The 20,702-nt window shown below is 48.2% G+C and carries 20 protein-coding genes; 2 read left to right on the top strand and 18 right to left on the bottom strand.

The features are described from left to right. Positions 1-13: 13 nt before the first annotated feature. The gene (locus WQ57_RS02645; RefSeq protein WP_046522176.1) at positions 14-376 is read right to left on the bottom strand and encodes an Asp23/Gls24 family envelope stress response protein; all 363 of its coding nucleotides are present in this window, start codon (positions 374-376) and stop codon (positions 14-16) included. Between the two features lie 300 nt (positions 377-676). On the opposite strand from WQ57_RS02645, the gene rpmB reads away from it, so the two are divergent. Continuing rightward, entirely contained in the window at positions 677-865 is a 189-nt protein-coding gene (gene rpmB, locus WQ57_RS02650) for a 50S ribosomal protein L28 (RefSeq protein WP_046522177.1), read from the top strand. Between the two features lie 120 nt (positions 866-985). Here rpmB and spoVM read toward each other — a convergent pair whose 3' ends face one another. The 17 genes from spoVM to WQ57_RS02735 form a co-directional block, all read right to left on the bottom strand. Next, a complete protein-coding gene (gene spoVM / locus WQ57_RS02655; protein WP_046522178.1) occupies positions 986-1,066 on the bottom strand; it encodes a stage V sporulation protein SpoVM in 81 nt (26 codons plus the stop codon). Between the two features lie 93 nt (positions 1,067-1,159). Continuing rightward, a complete protein-coding gene (locus WQ57_RS02660; RefSeq protein WP_046522179.1) occupies positions 1,160-1,807 on the bottom strand; it encodes a thiamine diphosphokinase in 648 nt (215 codons plus the stop codon). A 63-nt stretch (positions 1,808-1,870) separates the two neighbouring features. Continuing rightward, positions 1,871-2,515 carry a ribulose-phosphate 3-epimerase gene (rpe, locus tag WQ57_RS02665; RefSeq protein ID WP_046522180.1) on the bottom strand — a complete coding sequence of 215 codons (645 nt, stop codon included), beginning with the start codon at positions 2,513-2,515 and terminating at the stop codon, positions 1,871-1,873. 2 nt (positions 2,516-2,517) lie between these two features. Further along, positions 2,518-3,399 (bottom strand): ribosome small subunit-dependent GTPase A, encoded by an 882-nt coding sequence (gene rsgA / locus WQ57_RS02670; RefSeq protein WP_046522181.1) that lies wholly within the window; start codon positions 3,397-3,399, stop codon positions 2,518-2,520. 45 nt (positions 3,400-3,444) lie between these two features. After that, positions 3,445-5,433: a Stk1 family PASTA domain-containing Ser/Thr kinase gene (gene pknB / locus WQ57_RS02675; RefSeq protein ID WP_046522182.1), complete on the bottom strand. Its 1,989-nt coding sequence runs from the start codon at positions 5,431-5,433 to the stop codon at positions 3,445-3,447. 4 nt (positions 5,434-5,437) lie between these two features. Next, positions 5,438-6,187, bottom strand: a complete 750-nt coding sequence (locus WQ57_RS02680) for a Stp1/IreP family PP2C-type Ser/Thr phosphatase (protein ID WP_046522183.1) — start codon at positions 6,185-6,187, stop codon at positions 5,438-5,440. 4 nt (positions 6,188-6,191) lie between these two features. Beyond that, complete coding sequence (gene rlmN, locus WQ57_RS02685; protein WP_046522184.1) at positions 6,192-7,283, bottom strand: dual-specificity RNA methyltransferase RlmN; 1,092 nt, start codon at positions 7,281-7,283, stop codon at positions 6,192-6,194. Between the two features lie 3 nt (positions 7,284-7,286). Beyond that, a complete protein-coding gene (gene rsmB / locus WQ57_RS02690; RefSeq protein ID WP_046522185.1) occupies positions 7,287-8,642 on the bottom strand; it encodes a 16S rRNA (cytosine(967)-C(5))-methyltransferase RsmB in 1,356 nt (451 codons plus the stop codon). Continuing rightward, positions 8,632-9,588 carry a methionyl-tRNA formyltransferase gene (gene fmt / locus WQ57_RS02695; protein WP_046522186.1) on the bottom strand — a complete coding sequence of 319 codons (957 nt, stop codon included), beginning with the start codon at positions 9,586-9,588 and terminating at the stop codon, positions 8,632-8,634. The genes rsmB and fmt overlap by 11 nt, the downstream gene beginning before the upstream one ends. After that, positions 9,585-10,067 carry a peptide deformylase gene (gene def, locus WQ57_RS02700; RefSeq protein ID WP_046522187.1) on the bottom strand — a complete coding sequence of 161 codons (483 nt, stop codon included), beginning with the start codon at positions 10,065-10,067 and terminating at the stop codon, positions 9,585-9,587. The genes fmt and def overlap by 4 nt, the downstream gene beginning before the upstream one ends. Positions 10,068-10,132: 65 nt before the next feature. Next, the gene (priA, locus tag WQ57_RS02705) at positions 10,133-12,544 is read right to left on the bottom strand and encodes a primosomal protein N' (protein WP_046522188.1); all 2,412 of its coding nucleotides are present in this window, start codon (positions 12,542-12,544) and stop codon (positions 10,133-10,135) included. Next, positions 12,541-13,758, bottom strand: a complete 1,218-nt coding sequence (gene coaBC / locus WQ57_RS02710) for a bifunctional phosphopantothenoylcysteine decarboxylase/phosphopantothenate--cysteine ligase CoaBC (protein WP_046522189.1) — start codon at positions 13,756-13,758, stop codon at positions 12,541-12,543. The genes priA and coaBC overlap by 4 nt, the downstream gene beginning before the upstream one ends. A 137-nt stretch (positions 13,759-13,895) precedes the next feature. Further along, entirely contained in the window at positions 13,896-14,114 is a 219-nt protein-coding gene (gene rpoZ / locus WQ57_RS02715) for a DNA-directed RNA polymerase subunit omega (protein ID WP_046522190.1), read from the bottom strand. A gap of 1 nt (position 14,115) precedes the next feature. Next, positions 14,116-14,730 (bottom strand): guanylate kinase, encoded by a 615-nt coding sequence (gene gmk / locus WQ57_RS02720; protein ID WP_046522191.1) that lies wholly within the window; start codon positions 14,728-14,730, stop codon positions 14,116-14,118. Between the two features lie 10 nt (positions 14,731-14,740). Continuing rightward, the gene (gene remA, locus WQ57_RS02725) at positions 14,741-15,004 is read right to left on the bottom strand and encodes an extracellular matrix/biofilm regulator RemA (RefSeq protein ID WP_046522192.1); all 264 of its coding nucleotides are present in this window, start codon (positions 15,002-15,004) and stop codon (positions 14,741-14,743) included. 56 nt (positions 15,005-15,060) lie between these two features. Further along, entirely contained in the window at positions 15,061-15,936 is an 876-nt protein-coding gene (locus tag WQ57_RS02730) for a YicC/YloC family endoribonuclease (protein WP_046522193.1), read from the bottom strand. Positions 15,937-16,021: 85 nt separating this feature from the next. Next, positions 16,022-18,709 (bottom strand): calcium-translocating P-type ATPase, SERCA-type, encoded by a 2,688-nt coding sequence (locus WQ57_RS02735; RefSeq protein WP_046522194.1) that lies wholly within the window; start codon positions 18,707-18,709, stop codon positions 16,022-16,024. 165 nt (positions 18,710-18,874) lie between these two features. Between WQ57_RS02735 and WQ57_RS02740 the strand changes: the two genes are divergently transcribed. Next, entirely contained in the window at positions 18,875-20,590 is a 1,716-nt protein-coding gene (locus tag WQ57_RS02740) for an Rqc2 family fibronectin-binding protein (protein WP_046522195.1), read from the top strand. Positions 20,591-20,702 lie beyond the last annotated feature (112 nt).

A 20,702-nucleotide genomic window follows, 5' to 3' on the forward strand; every position in this document is an offset into this window, starting at 1 on the left:
TCTTTCCTCCTCACTACGGGTTCGTTACACGAACTCCCTGAACGTAAATATTGACCGAATCAACCGCCAGGCCAACCGTTTTATCAAGAGTGTATTTCACTTTTGACTGGACCATGTGGGCTACCTCGGAAATTTTCGTTCCATAACTTACAATGATATACATATCAATATGTACTTCTTCATTTTCCTGGCGAACGACAACACCGCGTGTAAAATTTTCCTTGCGGAGTATTTCGGCAATTCCGTCTTTCAGCTGCTGCCTTGAAGCCATTCCGACAATACCGTAGCAATCGACAGCGGCACCGCCTGCAATGGTAGCAATGACATCATTTGATATATCGATTTGACCGTACTTTGTTTTTAGCTCGATGGACATTTGGTCGTTCCCCCTCTTGGAAAAATTGCATATGACTAAAGCCATTTTACTATAAGCTTGCCCAATTTAAAAGTCATTCTGGCCCATCTTATTATTGAGCAAGAATCCCTGCTATCTGTCAAGGTTTTTTTCTTTAAACCTTTTTTGGTAGCTATTGCATTCACAAAGGTTGTGTGATAAATTATTAAAGTATGTTTGACTGTCAGAAAGGTAACATTGTTCATTCGGCTGTTCTGACGATAATGCACTTAATGCATGCGAAAATAGTATTAGCATTTGTAAGTTGGGAGGGAAATATACATGCCACGTAAATGTGTTGTTACAGGTAAAGGTACTCGCTCCGGGAACCACCGCTCTCACGCGATGAACGCCAACAAGCGTACTTGGGGTGCCAACCTTCAGAAGGTTCGTATTCTTGTTGACGGAAAGCCAAAGCGTGTTTGGGTTTCTGCACGAGCTCTTAAATCAGGTAAAGTCGAGAGAGTCTAATTGGCTCTATGCAAAAAAGCATCCGGATCCCGGATGCTTTTTTAATTGCTCCCCCTTTATTAACACCAAACAAAAACACCCGCCGCAACGGGTGCAAACAAATACCCTGCCTGTAATCTATCAGCCTTTTTTAAATGCACCCAGCATTGCCCGGACGAGGCCGCCCAAGACTTTGGGCAGTTTGATTGTATAAAATTTCATATTGTCCCTCCTCACTATCCTCGAAACCAAACTGTCGGAGACTCCACCCTTTACATGTATATTCGGAAATAAAAAATAATTGCCGAAGACTTTTCAATCTCTGCTGCTTACCACCAATAATATGCCTTCCGAGAAAGAAAAAGTACCATGTTCCCCGACCAGTTCATTACTAATACATAATGTCGATCCGAGCGAAATATTCCTGTCCGACAGCGGGTATTTAAATCCATCCAGCGTCAGCCCTTCCACTGAAGGGCTAATTGGGATAAAAGATATGTAAGTTCTGTCCGGCCTCCTGCTGATGGAATAGCTCCCTGGACCCTTGGCAAACAGGTGATTCTGTTCGTCAATGATTTCAACATGCGTTTCGAGATTTTCAAGCACCGGCTTCAGCAAAATCTGGACATTTCCAAAAAAATGGTCAAGGCGGCCGCCAGTTGCCCCGAACAGGTTGACTTGCTGCGGCTTTTGCAAAAGAGCCCAATTTAAAGCAAGTTCCATATCGGTCTCGTCTTTTTCAGGCTTAACCTTAATCAGGTTGCCAACCTCCCTCTCAATCTTGTCCCATTCATCATCTGAAACCGAATCAAAATCCCCAAACGCATAATGTGGCTGTATCCCGGCATTGAGCAAGGTAAAAACTCCCCTGTCCACCCCGAGCCACTTACACCCTGTGGAATCATATTGTTTCAGATCGGGAAGCAGGCTCTGGGGGCCTCCCCCCAGGATATTGATCATCATTCATCCCCACATCCTTCTATCTTTAAAAATGGAAAAAAGCCAGCTTCCAGGCTGGCTTTTCGTCTATCCTCTTAAGGCGGCTATAGCCTGGGCCCGGTCTTCGGCATTGTATACTGCCGATCCAGCGACAAGGACAGTTGCTCCTGCCTCAATGCATTGTTTGGCTGTCTCCCCATTCACACCGCCGTCAATTTCGATCTCCAGGCCAGGATTCCGCGAAGCAGCCATATCCTTGACCTGACGGATTTTCGGCAACACGGACGGGATAAATTTCTGACCGCCAAAGCCCGGATTGACCGACATCAGCAAGACCATACTCACGTCTTCGATCACATGCTGAATACTTTCTACTGGCGTTGCGGGATTAAGGACAACACCGGCTTTCACCCCAAATGATTTGATATGCTGAAGTGTACGGTGCAAATGCCGGCAAGCCTCTACATGCACTGTAATATAATCCGCTCCCGCCTTGGCAAACGCTTCAATATATTGATCCGGATTTTCAATCATTAAATGGACATCCAGGGGCAGCTTGGTTACAGGGCGGATCGCATCTACGATCAAAGGTCCAATCGTAATGTTGGGAACAAAATGCCCATCCATGACATCAACATGGATATAATCTGCTCCTCCTTGTTCGACATCCCGGATTTCCTCTCCTAATCTTGCGAAATCTGCTGATAAAATAGATGGTGCGATTTTCACCATTTCTAATACCTCGGCTTTCTATCTTTTATTTCCTGCAAAAAATCCTTATAGTGTTCATAACGGTACTCCGGGATTCCACCGGCCTCAACAGCGGCTTTAACCGCGCATTTCGGTTCCGATACGTGGAGACAGCCGCGGAATTTGCATTCTTCACTAATCTGTTCGATGTCCGGAAAGCAGAAATTGAGTTCAGTAGGCTCAATCTCGGTAAATTCCAGCGAACTGAATCCTGGGGTATCCGCAACAAGGCCGCTGTCGCCAATTTTGATCAACTCGACATGCCTGGTTGTATGGCGCCCCCGGCCAAGATGATGGGAAATCCCGCTCGTCTTAAGCTCAAGCTCTGGCCTGAGCGCGTTTAAAAGGGACGATTTCCCTACTCCCGACTGGCCCGCAAACACCGATATTTTCCCTTCAAGGTATGGATAAAGGTCCTCTAGGCCTTCCAGAGTTTCCGAAGAGGCAAGAATGACCTCATATCCGGCATTCCGGTAATCGGCTGCATACTGCTCAAGCTTCCCAATCCCACCATCCAGCAGGTCAACCTTTGTGATGCAAATCAGCGGTCGTATGTGATTGTATTCAACAAGCACAAGGAAGCGGTCCAGCAAAGCGGTGCTAAAGTCGGGCTCGACCGCTGAAAATACGAGAATAGCCTGATCGACATTGGCAATCGGCGGCCGGACAAGCTCATTCTTCCGCTCTTTTACTTCCATGATATATCCATCTGTTTCGTTTTCAGCCTGATAGCTGACTTCATCGCCGACAAGCGGTGTGACTTTATTCTTTCTGAAAACGCCCCGGCCGCGGCACTGGATGATGCCCTCTTTTCCAAGAACGTAATAAAAGCCGCTTAAGGCTTTGATGATTTTGCCCTCCGGCATAGCATCCCTCCTGATTTTTCGAATAGCGCAAGCGCTGTTTCGTTGTTAATCTTCCGGATATTCAACAATCCCTTGGCTGATTACCATATTATTCCCAAAAACTTTATAACCGCCTGTGGTGTCATGAGCTATGGTAAATTCCAATTTTTTCGTAATCGTTTCGGTAATGGTGAAGGTTTCTGCCGGCGTTGTCATGCTGCGGTTCATATCCTGAATATAGATGACAACCTCCATTTCTTCCCCTTCAAGGCTTTCGTCATAGTCTATCGTGATTTCTTCGGTGACTTCTTTCGGCGGAATTTCCTCCACTCCTTTTGAAATCACGACAGATACTTTTCCGCCCTCTTTCAGTTCCGTTCCCGGCTGAGGGTTCTGTGAAACCACCAGGCCTTTTTCAACTTCCTCATTGTATTCTTCTGTAATATCGATCGACAGTCCGGTGGTATCCGCATAATCGCTTACGCTTTTCGCCGTATGTCCAGTCAAATCAATCAGCCTTACTAGTTGCGGTCCCTTGCTGATCGTAAATTCAATGACCGTTTCACTGGGGATGACTTCGTCGCCTTCCGCATGATTTTGGTCCAGTATGGTTCCCGGCTCACTATCATCATGCTGCTCGGTTGTCTTTATGTCCCTAAAATCCATTTCTTCCAGGATGGGGGCAACATCTTCATACATACGGCCGCGGTAGTCGGAAAGTTCAAAACGTTCTTTGCCTGTACTTATGTAAAGGTCGATCACGGTGCCTTCCTTCACTACTTTTCCAGATCCCGGATTGGTTCTGATAATAGAACCTTCCTCAATATTATCATCGCTCAATTCTTTTTTATCCCCGATAATGAAACCGGCGGCAATCAGATCAGAAACACCTTCCTCCAAATCCAGGCCGGCCACTTGCGGGACCGTTTTTTCCTTTGGCCCAAACAGGTCGGGGCCCATTAAAACAAGTAAAGAAATGCCAAGTACAAGCAGTGCGAAAATGGTCGTTAAAATTAAGGGCCATTTCCGTTTCTTTTTCTTATCCTCAATCTTTGCCTTTTTCGATTTCTTTTTGTTTTCCTTCGGCTCTTTTGGGCCTTGGTTTTCTTCCTTCATTTCCCCCATGACCACCGTTTCATCAAGGTTGCGAAATGGACGGTCGGGGGTAATGACCGGTATGGCCTTGGTTGCTTCATCATCCTCTGGTATGGAAAACTTGCTTTCGTTTAACCGCTCAGGATCAAGGGCCGTCCGTAAATCCTCTTCCATTTTATCGACATTATCATAGCGATGGAACGGATCTTTTGCCGTTGCTTTCAAGACAATATTTTCAACACTTTGCGGAATTTGGGGATTCCACCTTTTCAAGGACGGAGTTTCGGATTGCAAATGCTTTAAGGCAATCGAAACTGCAGACTCACCCGAAAAAGGAAGCCTGCCAGTGAGCAGTTCAAACATGACGATGCCAAGTGAATAGATGTCCGATTTATTATTGGCCATGCCTCCCCGCGCCTGTTCGGGGGATAAATAATGGACCGAACCTAGCACCGAATTTGTTTGGGTTATACTCGTCGCACTTAGTGCCATGGCAATTCCGAAATCGGTGACTTTAACATTCCCGTTTGCATCGATAAGGATATTGTGCGGCTTGATGTCGCGATGAATGATACGGTTGTGGTGGGCATCGGAAATTGCCGAGGTAAGCTGTTTCATGATATTGAGCGTCTTTTCCACAGGAACGGGAGCATGTGTCTGTATGTATTGCTTTAACGTTTGCCCGGGAACGTACTCCATAACAATATAGTATAAACCGTCATCTTCTCCGACATCATATATACTGACGATATTTGGATGGGTCAGGCTGGTCGCTGACTGCGCCTCCCGATGAAACCTGCGGATAAACTCATCATCATTGGCAAAATCCAGTCTGAGCATTTTGACAGCAACATCCCTGTCAAGAATCATGTCATGGGCAAGATAGACATTTGCCATGCCTCCGCCGCCGACCATGTCAAGAACCTTGTATCGACCGCTAATTCTTTTCCCAATCATCATGTCTTCACCTGCCCTCTGAGGCGTCTAAATAGCCCACAATGGCCAGGGTGATATTATCCTCGCCTCCATTTTGATTAGCGAGACCCACCATTTCTGACGCCATTTCACCCAGGGTGCTGTCCTGGGCGAGGATTCTGGAGAGCTCCTCCTGACTTACTTTGTTCGTCAATCCATCTGAGCAAAGAAGCAGCATATCCCCATCTTCAAATATTATGGTCTTTATATCCATTTCGACGGTGTTTTCCGTACCAAGTGCACGCAGAAGTACATTTTTACGCGGGTGGTGCTCGGCATCCTCCCTGGAAATTTGCCCGGACCTGACCAGTTCGTTGACAAGGGAATGGTCCTCAGTCAATTGCTGAAATCCCGCCTCGTTCAGGATATAGGCCCTGCTGTCGCCAATATTGGCAACGGTTACGAACAATGCCGTGCAAATGGCCGCAACAATAGTAGTGCCCATGCCTTCACAATTGGTGTTTTCCTGGGAATGCCGGAATACTAGGGTATTTACTTCCTTGATCGCAGTCTCCAGCCATGTGTAAGACTCCTCGGCTGTCCCAATATTCCCGGCCTTTTCCCATTTTTCCCTCAAGTAATTGATTGTCATTTCACTCGCTACATCTCCGGCCCGATGACCGCCCATGCCATCGGCTACGATGGCAAGGCGCTGGCCCTCAAGGTTGGTGAAAATCCCTCCATTATCTTCATTATGAAGCCGGACTTTCCCTTTGTCTGTCATGAAAACAGCGTTCATAGTTTCACCTCGTCTCTTCCTTCCGTTCCTTGGCACGAAGCTGGCCGCAGGCGGCATCAATATCATGGCCCTGCTCACGGCGGATTGTGACATTCACACCACGATCTTTTAGCGTTTTTTCGAACTTGAAAATCTGGGCTTTAGGGGTTCTTACATAATCTCGTTCCGGCACATAGTTGACCGGGATCAAATTGATATGGCATTTGATTCCTTTCACAAGCTTGGCCAGTTCCTCTGCATGTTCAACCTGGTCATTGACTCCGCCGAAGAGTCCATATTCGAAGGATATGCGGCGGCCGGTTTTTTCAATGTAGTAGCGTACCGCTTCCATCAGGTCCGGAAGCTTGTAGGCCCGGTTGATCGGCATCAGCCTGCTGCGCAGCTCGGAATTCGGCGCATGCAGTGATATGGCAAAGTTGATCTGCATATTTTCATCGGCAAACTTGTAAATTTTCGGAATGATGCCGCTCGTCGACACGGTGATATGCCTTGCCCCGATATTCAGTGCGTTCTCATGGTTCATAATTTTAAGGAAGGCCATCATATTGTCATAGTTATCAAAAGGCTCACCTATCCCCATGATGACAATTGAGCTGACCCGTTCATTTGTTTCATCAAGAGCCTGCTGGACCTTAACAACCTGGGCAACGATTTCCCCTGCTTCAAGATTCCTCTTCAGGCCGCCAAGGGTGGAAGCGCAAAAGGTACATCCTATTCTGCAGCCAACCTGGGTCGTCACGCAAACCGAGTTGCCATACTCATGGCGCATCAAAACCGTCTCAATGGATTTTCCGTCCTGGAGTTCAAATAAAAATTTAATCGTCCCATCGGAAGAAGTTTGCTGGATGATCGTATTCAGCGTAGTCAGTACAAAGCTTTGTTCCATTTTTTCACGCAGTGATTTCGAGAGATTGGTCATATCATCGAAAGAAGTGACTCTCTTCTTATAAAGCCAGTCAAAGATTTGAGCTGCACGGAATGCCTTATCTCCCTGTGACACAAGCCATTCTTTCAAGTCTTCAAGCTGAAGCGAATAGATGGAAGGCTTTCCGGTTTCAGTAGCTGTATTGTTTGTTTTCGTTTCTCGTTGTTCCATGTGTTAATCCACCTTCCTTTGCAGGCATGCGATATAAAAGCCGTCGGAACCAAAGTCCTGCGGCAGGATTTGGAGTTCAAAGCCGTCGACCAGCGGCCGAACCGCTTCAGGCATCTTTGACGGCAATGTAAGATCTCCTGTGAATCCGGCATGCTTTTCCAAAAATAATTTTACCGTTTCTTCGTTTTCAGCACGGTCGACTGTACAAGTGCTGTATACCAGGGTGCCGCCCTTCTTGATCAGCGGAGCGACGGCGTCCAGCAGCGAAAGCTGGATTTCCTGCAGCCTTGTCAAATCCTCTTCTTTTTTCGTGTATTTCATATCAGGTTTCCGTCTCATGACTCCAAGCCCAGAGCATGGGGCATCGAGCAGGATGCGGTCAAAAGACTCCGGCTCATATTGTTCATGGACCTGGCGGCTGTCGAGCTTTTTTGTTTCGATATTAGCAAGCCCTAGCCTGGCTGCATTGTCGGCGATCAACCTTACCTTATGCTCATGCAAATCAAGCGATACAACCTGTCCGGACTGATTAAGCTTTTCGGCAATATGGGTGGACTTTCCTCCTGGAGCGGCACAGGCATCCAGGATGTTTTGATTTTCCTGCACTCCCAGTGCATAGGCCGCCAGCATGGAGCTTTCATCCTGGATGGTAAGCAGTCCCTCCTTGTAGGCTTGCGACGAAGCCAGATTGCCACGGAGGCATTTGATGGCTTCCGGCACAATTTGGCTCTGTTCAACTGTAAATCCTTCTTCCTCAAGCCTGCTGATACAGTTCTCTACAGAAGTTTTCGTCAGGTTCACTCTCGCCGTCTGCAGGGGGGCGGTCAGGTTGATTTCGCACATTTCTTTCGTTTTCCCAAGGCCAAACTGGCTGGCCCACCTTCTTACAAGCCACTCTGGGTGGCTTGTTTCGATTGCCAGCCTTTTGACGGGATCAGCTATATTTTCAAGAGACGGAACTCCCTCTCTCTGAATGCTTCTAAGCACCCCATTAACCATCCCTGATATTCCCTTATGTCCCCTGCGCTTGGCAATTTCAACTGCCTCATGAATCGCAGCCCTGTCCGGCACTCGGTCAAGAAAGAGCATCTGATACAAGGTCATGCGCAGCAGCGGCAAAACCCAGCTTTCCAGCTTGGCTTTCTTTTTGATAAAAGGCTCCAGGTAAAAGTCCAGCGTCATTTTCCGCTGTAGCGTTCCATAGATCAACTCTGTCAGCAGGCCTGCATCCTTTTTATCAATCTTGTTCTTCTCAATGGCATTATGAAGGAGCAGATTGCTGTAAGCCTGATTCTTTTCAATGCTTTCCAAAAGCTCCAGGGCAGTTTCTCTTACGTTTTTCTTTCGGTTATTCTTCATGGTTCTCTCCAAGCTTTAACCCTCTTTTTATAAACGAGCCGGCACCGCGCAAATATTGCCCTGCTTCCATCTTTTTCTTCCCGGCCGGCTGGAGCTCCATTATCTTGAGCGCCGTATCATCTCCTGTCGATACGACAAATCCGTCTTCTTCGACAGCAAGGATAGTTCCTGGTTCGGCGGTATCTTTCGCAGCCACCTTGGCAGCCTTCCAGACCTTTATTACCGAACCATCAAGGGTGGTATAGGCGACCGGCCATGGGTTCATGCCGCGAATATGGTCATAGATGGCCGAACCTGCCTTGGACCAGTCGATTTTTTCCTGCTCACGCTTGATATTCCATGCAAATGTGGCTTCCTCATCGTTTTGCTTGATGGGCGTCAGTTTGCCTTCGAGAAGCTTTGGAATGGTTTCTGATAGAAGGTCTGCCCCCACTGTGCTGAGTTTATCATGCAGTGTGCCAACATTGTCTGTATCTGCTATCGATACCTCTGCCTGGGTAAGGATATCACCAGCGTCAAGCTTTTCTGCCATATACATGATGGTAATTCCTGTTTTCTTTTCCCCGTTGATGATCGCATAGTGAATGGGTGCTCCGCCGCGCAGCTCGGGGAGCAGCGAAGCGTGGACATTGATACACCCATGCTTCGGAGCTTCAAGCAATGCTTTAGGCAAAATTTGGCCAAAAGCCGCCGTTACGACCAGATCCGGGTTCAGCGCCAGGATTGGCTCAAGCTCCTCATGGCGGCGGATTTTTTCTGGCTGGTACACAGGGATCCCATGCTTTTCGGCTTCCACTTTTACCGGGGGGGGCGTCAGTACCCTTTTGCGTCCAACCGGCCTGTCCGGCTGGGTAACTACGGCAATGACGTCATAGCCATCCTTTATGATTCGCTGCAGCACAGGAACAGAAAAGTCGGGAGTTCCCATAAATATGATTTTTGTCATTCTTTACTGCTCCCTTCCAATTCTTCCTCTTCCAGATATCGGCTTACTTTGGTTGTAAACAGCACTCCATGCAGGTGATCCACTTCATGCTGGATGGCTCTTGCCAGAAAATCCTCAGCTTCCATCTCAAACCACTTGCCTTTGCGGTTTTGTGCCTTCACTTTGATTTTATAGGGACGAGTCACCTCGCCAAACAGTCCCGGAAAGCTTAGACAGCCTTCAGGGCCGGTTTGTGTTCCCGAAGTCTCCAGGATAACTGGATTGATCAGTTCATAAGTCGTGGAATCGTCTATATCAACAATGGCAATTTGCTTATCAATGCCAATCTGCGGCGCGGCAAGTCCGACACCGTCATATTCAATCATCGTATCATACATATCATCCAGCAGTTTTCCAAGCTTCTTGTCGAAAACCATGACGGTCTTGCACACCTGCTCCAAAATGTCTGCGGGATACGTTACTATCTTCCTAACTGACAAAATCCTGTTCCTCCAATACTATGCTTATCCTTAATGTTTCCACAAAACAAAATGTTCTCATACCATCACATTAAAATATATGGATTCAAATCCAGTGAAATCTGCAGTCCTTCTTTGGCTGTTTCCTGCTGGTAGCGGTCGAGCACCTGTCTCAAGGATGCTCTTAGCTCAGGTTCTTTTTTGTATTTTATCAAACATTGGTACCGATATCTATTTTTGATTCGGGGAATGGGTGAAGCCACAGGCCCAAGTACGACGGCTTCCTTTGAAAGCCTGGAAGAGATGTAGCGTGTGATCTTTTCCGTGACTGATACGGCCTTCATCAATTCCTCATGGCTTACGGTGACGAGCGCAATATAATAAAAAGGAGGATATTTATGAAGCTTCCTCGCCATCATTTCCTGTTGGTAAAAACGGTCATAATCCTGGGTCCCGGCGAGCTCGATGCTGTAATGTTCCGGTGTATAGGTCTGAATCACCACTTCCCCGGGAAGCTCGTGGCGTCCGGCCCTCCCGCTCACCTGTGTTAGAAGCTGAAACGTCTTTTCGGATGAACGGAAATCAGGGAGATGGAGCATCGTGTCCGCACTCAGCACGCCCACAAGGGTAATGTTTGGGAAATCAAGTCCTTTTGCAATCATTTGGGTGCCAAGGAGAATATCTGCAGCTCCTTCCCCGAATGCGTTCAACAGCCTTTCATGCGATCCCTTTTTCCCGGTTGTATCGACATCCATGCGGATGACCCGGGCTTCAGGCAGCAGCTTTGTCAGCTCCTCTTCCACTTTTTGCGTTCCGGTGCCAAAATAGCGGATATGCTCGCTGGTACATTCTGGGCAGATCACCGGCACCGGCTCCTCATATCCGCAATAGTGGCATTTCATTTGCTCCTGGTAGCGGTGGTAGGTCAGTGTGATCTCACAGTTTGGGCAATTGATTACATACCCGCAATCCCGGCACATCACAAAGGAGGAGTGGCCCCGCTTATTCAGGAACAATACCGTCTGCTCCCCTTTTGCGAGACGGTCCTCAAGCTTTTCAAACAGACTGCGTGAAAACATGGAGCGGTTTCCCTGGCGCATTTCTTCCCTCATGTCGACAATTTCCACTTCGGGAAGAGGCTGCTCATTCATCCGTTTTGGCAGGGCCAGCAGAGTATAAACACCCTTTTGGGCACGCGCAAAGGATTCAAGCGATGGAGTGGCGCTGCCCAGGACAACCGGGCACCGATGGGTGGCCGCCCGGTGGATGGCTACGTCCCTCGCATGATAGCGCGGGTTTTCCTCCTGTTTATAGCTTGTCTCATGTTCCTCATCTATAATAATGATCCCAAGGTTTTTAAATGGAGCGAAGATGGCCGAGCGTGCTCCAACCACGACCTTTACTTCACGACGCTGGATTTTTCGCCATTCATCGTATTTTTCACCTGCTGATAACCCGCTGTGCATAACCGCCACCAGATCTCCGAAACGTTCTTTGAACCGTTTTACCATCTGGGGGGTCAGGGAAATTTCCGGGACAAGCACAATGGCTTCCTCACCCTTTTCAAGCACCTGCTGTATAGACTGAAGGTAGATTTCCGTTTTGCCGCTTCCTGTGACCCCATATAGCAGGAACACTTCATGACGTTCTTCTTCAATGGAAGAAAGAATTGGTGCAATCGCCTTTTCCTGTGCTTCTGTCAGCACAAGCGGTTCCTGGCGCTGAAACTCTCTTCCTGCATATGGATCCCGGTAAACCTCCATGTCTTGCTCCCCAAGAATTCCTGCTTTGATGAGAGCTTTCACGGCCGCCTGGGAAAACCCATTGGCAACAAGAGTCTTCAGCTCCACCGGTGCTGGATGTTCCTGAAAAAAGTCCAGCAGTCTTCTTTGGGCTTTTGCCTGTGGAGACAGCCTTTCTTTTTGCTCGGCAAGGCTATCTGTGTCCCCTAGCGGGAGAATATGTTTCAGTTTTTTCCTGCGGACACGGTCTTTCACCTCATATACAACATCCACCAGGCCCCTGTCACTTTCCCTTTTCAATAGATTGACCAGATTTTGTTCAACAGCCGTTTCCCAGCTTGCCTCGGAGCCAGAAGAAAACAAATTCCTTGCTTCCTCCTCGAGGTCTTCCTTGCTGGTCCCCTCAGTGAGTACCACCTTTTTTTGATATTTCGCCTTCAGGGCTGCCGGCAGCATCGCCTGGTAAGCAGAAATCCTGTAGCAAAGCGAATGCTCCGTAAGCCATTCGCCAAGCAGGAGCAGCTCCTTGTTCAATACAGGCTTCAAATCCAGCGCTCCGGCTATCTCTTTCAGTTTCTTGAATTCCGATTCCGTTTTGATTCCCGTTACGAAGCCCTGGATATTCCGGGGACCAAACGGCACATTTACTCTTACGCCTGGAACAATGACACTTTCCAGATTATCAGGTATAAGGTAATCAAACGTTTTGTCAGTCTGTTTGGCTGGAACATCGACAATGACGCTCGCAATTTTCATTTAAGCCCGTCCCTTTCAAGTTGATGCGCAATTTCGGCCAGCAGCTTCCGTGCCACGTCTGCCTTGGACATCAGCGGCATATGGACTTCACTGCCATCCTTCTTGTACAGCGTCACGATATTGGTGTCGGTGCCAAACCCGGCTCCCGCTTCCGTAACATTATTCGCGACAATCATGTCCGCGTTCTTTTTCGCAAGCTTCCTGCGTGCATATTCTTCGACATTGTCCGTCTCAGCCGCAAATCCGACTAAAAGCTGATGATGCTTCTGCCGCCCGAGTTCAAGGAGGATGTCTTTCGTACGTTCAAGCTCAAGCGTTTGTCCGCCTTCCTGCTTCTTGATTTTCTTGCCATGCACGGTTTTCGGCCGGTAATCAGCGACTGCAGCCGTTTTAATGACGACGTCTGCATCTGAATAATTTTTCATTACAGCCTCGTACATTTCCTGGGCACTCTCTACATTCACTGTTTCAACTCCGAATGGCGGCTTCAGTGTGACCGGCCCGCTGACCAGAATAACGTGCGCTCCCATTTTCCTGGCTTCCTCCGCAATCGCGTAGCCCATTTTCCCGGTAGAATGGTTCGTCAGATAACGGACAGGATCAAGTTTTTCCCTTGTTGGCCCGGCCGTAATCAAAACCGTTTTGCCTTTTAACAGAGGCCTTGGAGCTTCTGCCGCGAAATGATCCTCAAGGAGCTCCACAATCCTCTCCGGTTCTTCAAGCCTTCCTTTTCCAACATATCCGCATGCAAGATAGCCTTCGCCTGGCTCAATAAAGCGCCAGCCGAACTCCTGAAGGATCCCCATGTTTCTCCTTACAGCCGGATGATCATACATATGGACATTCATCGCAGGCGCAATCCAGACAGGCGCCGTTGACGCGAGAAGTGTAGTCGTGACCATGTCGTCGGCCAAACCATTTGCCAGTTTTCCGATCGTGTTGGCCGTCGCCGGTGCAATCAATACCAAATCCGCCCAGTCGGCCAGGTCAATATGGGCAATTACTTTAGGGTCTTGTTCATCAAATGTATCTGTATAAACCTCATGGCGTGACAATGCCTGAAAGGTAAGCGGCGCAACAAATTTTGCCGCAGATTCGCTGAGGATCACCCTGACCTTCGCACCTGCCTGGGTCAATTTGCTCGTAAGCGCGGCTGCTTTATAGACGGCAATCCCTCCGGTCACGCAAAGAAGTATTTTCTTATCGTACAGCATAGCAGAACCCCCGTTTTGTCGCTTTCTATGCTTTTATTATGATTGATTGATGCATTTTTTTCATCAATTTAATTTTCAGGAAGCATCTCTCGCGAAAAAAAATAACAACCTAAGCAGCTTAGGTTGTTATGATTGGCCTATTGGTCTCCGTTTTCCTCACCGGCCGCTGTTCTGAAATGCAGCCTATCGGCATGGATTTCCTCAAGTGCCTTGCCTACATATTTATGGGAAACGTATTTTTCCAGACGAGCATCATGCTGTATCTGCATATTGCGGGCACGTTTTGCCGCCACGGACACAAGCGAATACTTTGAATCAATCTTCGTCAATAAAGAATCAATGGATGGATAAAGCAAATTAATCGACCTCCAGCATTTTTTTATAGCGGTATTGTACTCTTTCCCGGCGGCAGTGCTCGGCAACCACAATTGCCTTGATGCGCTCGCAGGCTAGTTCAACTTCATCGTTTTCGACCACATAATCGTATAATTCCATCATTTCCAGTTCTTCACGGGCCGCTTTCATCCGGCTCCTGATCAGGTCCTCTGATTCGGTCCCTCTAGTCACAATCCGGTTTTCCAATTCGGAAAGGCTCGGGGGAGCAAGGAAGATAAACAGACCTTCAGGGAATTTCCTCCTGACCTGGCCCGCCCCCTGAACTTCAATTTCCAGGAAAACATCTTTTCCTGCATCAATTGTTTCCCGCACATATTCGACTGGGGTACCGTAATAGTTGCCTACATATTCTGCATATTCAAGCAGCTGGTCGTTTGCGATCATATCCTCAAATTCTTCCCGGCTTTTAAAGAAGTAATCCACGCCATGGACTTCCCCTTCACGCGGTTTTCTCGTTGTAGCGGAAACGGAATATTCAAAAGCAGTATCCTTCTGGGAAAAGATCCCTTTCCTGACAGTTCCCTTTCCTACCCCCGATGGACCAGAAAGAACGATCAATAACCCTTTTTCAATCATTTATAAAATCCTACCCTTCATCCATTATCTCGTCGCGGTCATTCAACCGGTGTGCAACTGTTTCCGGCTGGACAGCCGATAAGATAACATGGTCGCTGTCCATTACGATCACTGCCCTTGTACGCCTTCCGTAGGTTGCATCAATCAACGAACCCCGGTCCCGAGCGTCCTGGATAATCCGTTTAATCGGTGCGGATTCCGGACTGACAATCGAGATGATCCGGTTGGCTGAAACAATATTGCCGAAGCCGATATTGATAAGCTTAATCCCCATAATGGTCCCCCAATCACCATTCTATTATTTTGGCCGTCTGCAAGGCTTTCTAAACGCTATTCGATGTTTTGAACCTGCTCTTTCACTTTTTCAAGCAGACTCTTCATTTCCACTACTTCTCTGGCAATATTCGAGTCATTGGCTTTGGAGCCAATGGTATTCACTTCCCTGTTCATTTCCTGGACAAGAAAATCAAGCTTGCGTCCAACCGGCTCCTCTAGAAGCAAAATTTTTAAAAATTGCCCAATATGGCTTTCAAGCCTGGTTAACTCTTCATTTATGTCAATTTTATCGGCAAATATGGCTGCTTCTGTTAGAATCCGGCTTTCATCTGCGTGGCCGCTGACTAATTCGGCCATGCGCTTTGAAAGACGTTCCCGATATTGTTCCACTACTGAAGGCGCAAACTCCCTTACCTGGCTAATATGCCTTTGGAGACTGTGGATATTCGTTTTGATATCCTTCTCAAGCGCAGCCCCTTCCCGAAGCCTCATCGATTTGACCTCACCTGCCGCCTCGGACGCAGCCTTAAGGACGAGCATTTCAAGCTCATCATTTTCTGCTTCGGTTTCTTCAATTTGGATGAGTTCTTCCCTGCTGGACAAATCCTTTAATGAGAGTTCACCCGCAAGACCGTATTTATGTTTAATTTCGGTTATGTAGCGAATATAATCATCTAGAAGTTCCCAGTCCACATGGACACTGCGCTTGGCCGTTCCTTGCCCTTCAAGCGTCACATAGACTTCGGCCCTTCCCCTTTTTATATATGTGCCAAGGCTTTTTTTCAGTTTGTCTTCCACTTTCATAAGCTGGCGGGGCATTCGGAAATGAAATTCACTAAAACGATGGTTAACCGTCTTCACTTCCACAGTTACTTCAAACCGATCGGATTCCGCCTTGCTCCGGCCAAAGCCCGTCATGCTTAAGACCATCCAGGACACATCCATTCTTTATAGGAATTAAGTATCGAACCACAAAAAAGAAAGGCAATAGAGCCTCCCTCTATTACCTTACGGATTATATCATATTCTTTTTCGTTTTACTTGCTAAAAATGACCCTGCGAGCAAAAAAGTAGGCAATGCGGCCATTCCGACGACAAGCATCCAGTCCTTTGGCACAATGGCCACGGTATGGAAAATCGGCTGCAGCGGCGGGTAATAGATGACGCCCATGACAAGAACTAGCGATGAAATAACGGCCCAGACGAGATATTTATTCTCGAATGGATTCCGTGAAAAAATCGATTTTTCACTTCGGCAATCAAAAACATGGATCAGCTGTGCGAGTACCAGGGTCGCAAAAGCAATCGTCTGTGCATAGGCGAGGTCATCGCCGCGATAATAAATGGTCATGAAGGCAATCAAGGTGGCAAGCCCTATCAGAAATCCCCTGGAAACGACCTTCCAGCCCAGCCCTCTTGCAAATACACCTTCCTTCGGGTGGCGCGGCGCACGTTTCATCACATCTCCCTCAGGCTGGTCGAGCCCCAGCGCCATCGCCGGCAGGCCGTCGGTCACAAGGTTGACCCAAAGGATTTGTATGGGAACGAGCGGAAGCGGAAGCGCAAGCAGCATCGCAAACAGCATCACCAGGATTTCGCCTACGTTGGAGGCCAGGAGATACCGGATGAATTTCCTGATATTTTCGTAGATGTTCCGCCCTTCCTTGATGGCGGATTTAATCGTGGCAAAGTTGTCATCAAGCAAAACGAGCGAAGAGGCTTCCTTGGCGACGTCGGTGCCGGTGATTCCCATCGCGACCCCGATGTCCGCGGCCTTGATGGCTGGGGCATCATTGACCCCGTCTCCAGTCATTGCAACCACATGTCCCCTATTTTGCAAGGCTTTGACAATTTTAAGCTTGTGCTCAGGTGATACACGCGCAAATACGGAAACATCCTCCACCACATCTTCGAGCTCTTCCACACTCATGCCGGAAAGCGTCTTGCCTTCAATCACTTTGCTCCCTGGTGTCAGGATGCCAAGCTGGCTGGCAATTGCCTTGGCGGTGATCACATGGTCCCCCGTAATCATCACCGTTTTGATTCCGGCGTCCCGGCATTCCTTGACAGCGGTTTTCACTTCAGGCCTTGGCGGATCAATCATGCCCTGCAAACCTATAAATGTGAGATCTTTTTCCGCTTCATGTTCACTTAGGATAACTGTAGCAGAGGATAAGGGCTTGAAACCGATAGCGATTGTCCGCAGCGCGTCTGCAGCCAGCCCTTCAACAGCCTGCTGGACTTCCTGCTTCCGTTCTTTGGTCATCGCCTGCTGCCGGTCATTCCAGAGCACGGAGGTGCTGAGGCCTAGGAGGACATCCGGTGCTCCCTTGGTAACGACAAATTGGCGGCCGTTTTTATCCTTGATGATGATGCTCATCATTTTCCGCTGTGAATCAAACGGAAATTCATTCACAATCTGAAACTGATTCAGCAGCCCTTCCCTCGTAAGCCCTGCCTTCATTGCGGCTACCAGCAGCGCTCCTTCTGTAGGGTCGCCGTCGACAACGTAGTCCCCGTTCTTCTCGAGGACCTCGGCATGGTTGCACAGCATCCCAAAAGTAAGAAGCTGCTGCAGCGGTTTGATGGAGTTGGGGTTCACTTTTTCCCCGCGGGAATAAAAACTTCCTTCGGGACTGTATCCTCCCCCGTCCAATGTCCATGTGCTACCGCCGGTCCAAGCATGGGTTACGGTCATTTTATTCTGTGTCATCGTCCCTGTCTTGTCCGAACAAATGACGGATGCACATCCAAGCGTTTCCACCGCCGGCAGTTTTCGAACGATGGCTTTCTGCTTGATCATCCGCTGTACTCCAAGCGACAAGGCGACCGTGACAATAGCCGGCAGCCCTTCAGGAATGGCTGCAACTGCCAGCGACACCCCGGCCAGGAACATCGTATAAAGATCATGTCCCTGCAAGACACCAACACCGACTACCAGCACTGTCAGCAGCAAAGCGACAGTAATCAGGATTTTGCCGAGTTGTTCAAGCCTCCGCTGAAGCGGCGTTTCCATCGACTCTGCATTTTGCAGCAAGTCGGCGATCTGCCCCATGGCCGTTTTCATCCCGGTAGCGACGACGATTCCCATGCCATTCCCCCTGGTGACGAGCGTCCCCATAAATGCCATGTTTTCCATGTCGCCGATTCCCGGGTTCGGAACTCTTAAGGCTTCAGTAAATTTCTGCACGGGAACCGATTCACCCGTCAGCGCCGATTCCTCTATTTCAAGGCTCTTCGACTCAATTAATCTTACATCTGCACCTATCCTGTCCCCGCTGGAGAACTTGAGGATATCTCCCGGTACGACCTCCTTTGAAAGGATTTTTTCCCACTTCCCATTCCTCAGTGCCTGTACCTGCGGAGCCGACAGCTCTTTTAGGGCTTCAAGCGACTTCTCCGCTTTCCTCTCCTGAAAAAAACCAAGAAACGCATTAATCACAACAATTGCAATAATGGCAATGGCATCAATCACTTCGCCAAGGAGCCCTGAAATCAAGGTGGCTCCAAGAAGGACCAGTACCATAAAATCCTTGAATTGGCTAAAAAAGATCAGCAATGCCGATGGCTTCTCGCCCTCTTCCAAAACATTCAGCCCGTGCTGCTTTTGACGGTTTTTCACTTCCTTTTCCGACAGTCCTGTTTTACAATCAGTTTTTAGGACATCCACGATTTCTCTTTCGTTCATCTCATGAAACTTCATCGGGCCATCTCACTTCCCCTTTCGCGACTAGAAGCTAATCGTAAATACTCTAGTGAAAGCTTATTCAGCCCTGTCCTAAAAAATGCTACTATTAAATAGAAAAACAGCGGCGCCTTAAATTGGCTCCTTTTGAGGAAAATTAAACGACGTAAAGGATGTTTTGCCATGTCATATGATGGATTGTTTACGAGAGCTGTAGCCAACGAACTAGCCGCTCTGCTGAAGGGCGGACGCATTAATAAAATACATCAGCCTTACAAAAATGAAATTCTCATGGTAGTGAGGGCAGGAGGAGTGAACCATAAGGTGCTTTTGTCGGCGCATCCCAGCTACGGGCGGGTTCAGCTGACCAATGACCAATACGACAATCCCAGCGAGCCCCCTATGTTCTGCATGCTGCTCCGCAAACACCTGGAAGGCTATATTATCGAGGATATCCATCAGGCTGGACTTGACCGGATGATCATTTTTGAAGTCAAGGGCCGGAACGAGATTGGGGATTTAAGCTATAAGCAGCTTATTGTCGAAATCATGGGCCGCCACAGCAACATCGTCCTGGTGGACAAAGGGCGAAACATGATCCTCGACAGCATCAAGCATGTATCCTTTGCCATGAACACCCATAGGGCAGTGCAGCCAGGGCAGGAATATATCATGCCGCCAAGCCAGGATAAATTGAACCCGTTTGAGGCAGGAGAAGAGGATATTCTGCGCAGAATCGATTTTAATGCTGGCATGCTTGATAAGCAGCTGGTCTCGCAATTTGCCGGCCTATCCCCTCTGGCCGCTAAGGAAATCGTACATTCCGCAGGGCTTGCGAATCGGAACACTCTCCCGAAAGCTTTTATGGCTTTCATTGAAAAGCTAAGAAAACATGAGTATCTTCCTGCCATCACGGCAGCAAAGGGGAAAGAATTTTTTTATCTGCTTCCGCTTGAGCATTTGCAAGGTGAATCAAAAACATTTGGTTCAACCGGCGAAATGCTTGATCGCTTTTATTTCGGCAAGGCGGAACGCGACCGCGTCAAGCAGCAGTCGAATGACCTTGAAAGGTTCATTTTTAATGAAAAGGAAAAAAATGAGAAAAAGATAAAAAAGCTGCAAGCCACTCTTACAGAGGCCAAAAACGCCGAAAAGTACCAGCTATATGGGGAACTGCTGACGGCCAATCTGTACGCCGTTGAAAAAGGCATGAAAGAAATCTCTGTGATTAATTATTATGATGAGGAAGGCGCCAGCATAACCATCCCGCTTGATCCACGGAAAACTCCGTCCGAAAATGCACAAAAGTATTTCACACGGTACCAGAAAGCGAAGAATGCATTGAAGATTGTGGATGAACAAATCCAGCATGCCAGGCTGGAAGCGGATTATTTCGATGCCCTTTACCAGCAGCTTGAAGCTGCTGCACCAAAGGATATCCAGGAAATCAGGGAGGAGCTTGTCGAGGGAGGCTATATCAGGCAAAGGCAGAAGAAGGGAAATAAAAAAGCGCAGGCTGCCAAAATTGTTCTCGACCGCTATATGGCTTCTGATGGTACGGAGATCCTTGTCGGAAAGAACAACAAGCAAAATGACTATCTGACCAATAAAGCAGCCGCACGGGATGATATTTGGCTGCATACAAAAGACATTCCCGGCTCCCATGTGGTAATCAGGAGCAAGGAACCTTCCGAGGAGACCGTTATGGAAGCCGCCAAGCTGGCCGCTTATTTCAGCAAGGCACGTAATTCCAGCTCTGTGCCGGTTGACTTCACAAAAGTCCGCCATGTTAAAAAACCAGCAGGGGCAAAGCCCGGCTTCGTCATCTACGACCAGCAGCAGACCGTGTATGTAACGCCAGATGAAGAGACGGTTTTATCGTTGAAGGGCAATGCTTGATTCAACGGCTTAAATATTGAGGGCATCCAGAAATGGATGTCCTTTTTCTCCGAATTTCACGTAAGCTGGGCCTCCATCACAACCATGGAGATTCCCTCGAGACGGGCCTCCA

It is taken from the genome of Mesobacillus campisalis (assembly GCF_000986785.1).
GTDB classification, from domain to species: domain Bacteria; phylum Bacillota; class Bacilli; order Bacillales; family Cytobacillaceae; genus Mesobacillus_B; species Mesobacillus_B campisalis.

Bases quoted from the DNA above. Each gene is read 5' to 3' on its own strand.
- WQ57_RS02740 (WP_046522195.1), top strand. From the start codon at position 18,875: ATGTCATATGATGGATTGTTTACGAGAGCTGTAGCCAACGAACTAGCC.
- priA (WP_046522188.1), bottom strand. From the start codon at position 12,544: ATGAAAATTGCGAGCGTCATTGTCGATGTTCCAGCCAAACAGACTGAC.
- rsmB (WP_046522185.1), bottom strand. From the start codon at position 8,642: ATGAAGAATAACCGAAAGAAAAACGTAAGAGAAACTGCCCTGGAGCTT.
- rpe (WP_046522180.1), bottom strand. From the start codon at position 2,515: ATGGTGAAAATCGCACCATCTATTTTATCAGCAGATTTCGCAAGATTA.
- gmk (WP_046522191.1), bottom strand. From the start codon at position 14,730: ATGATTGAAAAAGGGTTATTGATCGTTCTTTCTGGTCCATCGGGGGTA.
- remA (WP_046522192.1), bottom strand. From the start codon at position 15,004: ATGGGGATTAAGCTTATCAATATCGGCTTCGGCAATATTGTTTCAGCC.
- WQ57_RS02645 (WP_046522176.1), bottom strand. From the start codon at position 376: ATGTCCATCGAGCTAAAAACAAAGTACGGTCAAATCGATATATCAAAT.
- rsgA (WP_046522181.1), bottom strand. From the start codon at position 3,399: ATGCCGGAGGGCAAAATCATCAAAGCCTTAAGCGGCTTTTATTACGTT.
- pknB (WP_046522182.1), bottom strand. From the start codon at position 5,433: ATGATGATTGGGAAAAGAATTAGCGGTCGATACAAGGTTCTTGACATG.
- WQ57_RS02680 (WP_046522183.1), bottom strand. From the start codon at position 6,187: ATGAACGCTGTTTTCATGACAGACAAAGGGAAAGTCCGGCTTCATAAT.
- WQ57_RS02660 (WP_046522179.1), bottom strand. From the start codon at position 1,807: ATGATGATCAATATCCTGGGGGGAGGCCCCCAGAGCCTGCTTCCCGAT.
- rpmB (WP_046522177.1), top strand. From the start codon at position 677: ATGCCACGTAAATGTGTTGTTACAGGTAAAGGTACTCGCTCCGGGAAC.
- spoVM (WP_046522178.1), bottom strand. From the start codon at position 1,066: ATGAAATTTTATACAATCAAACTGCCCAAAGTCTTGGGCGGCCTCGTC.
- WQ57_RS02730 (WP_046522193.1), bottom strand. From the start codon at position 15,936: ATGGTCTTAAGCATGACGGGCTTTGGCCGGAGCAAGGCGGAATCCGAT.
- fmt (WP_046522186.1), bottom strand. From the start codon at position 9,588: ATGACAAAAATCATATTTATGGGAACTCCCGACTTTTCTGTTCCTGTG.
- WQ57_RS02735 (WP_046522194.1), bottom strand. From the start codon at position 18,709: ATGAAGTTTCATGAGATGAACGAAAGAGAAATCGTGGATGTCCTAAAA.
- coaBC (WP_046522189.1), bottom strand. From the start codon at position 13,758: ATGCTGTACGATAAGAAAATACTTCTTTGCGTGACCGGAGGGATTGCC.
- rlmN (WP_046522184.1), bottom strand. From the start codon at position 7,283: ATGGAACAACGAGAAACGAAAACAAACAATACAGCTACTGAAACCGGA.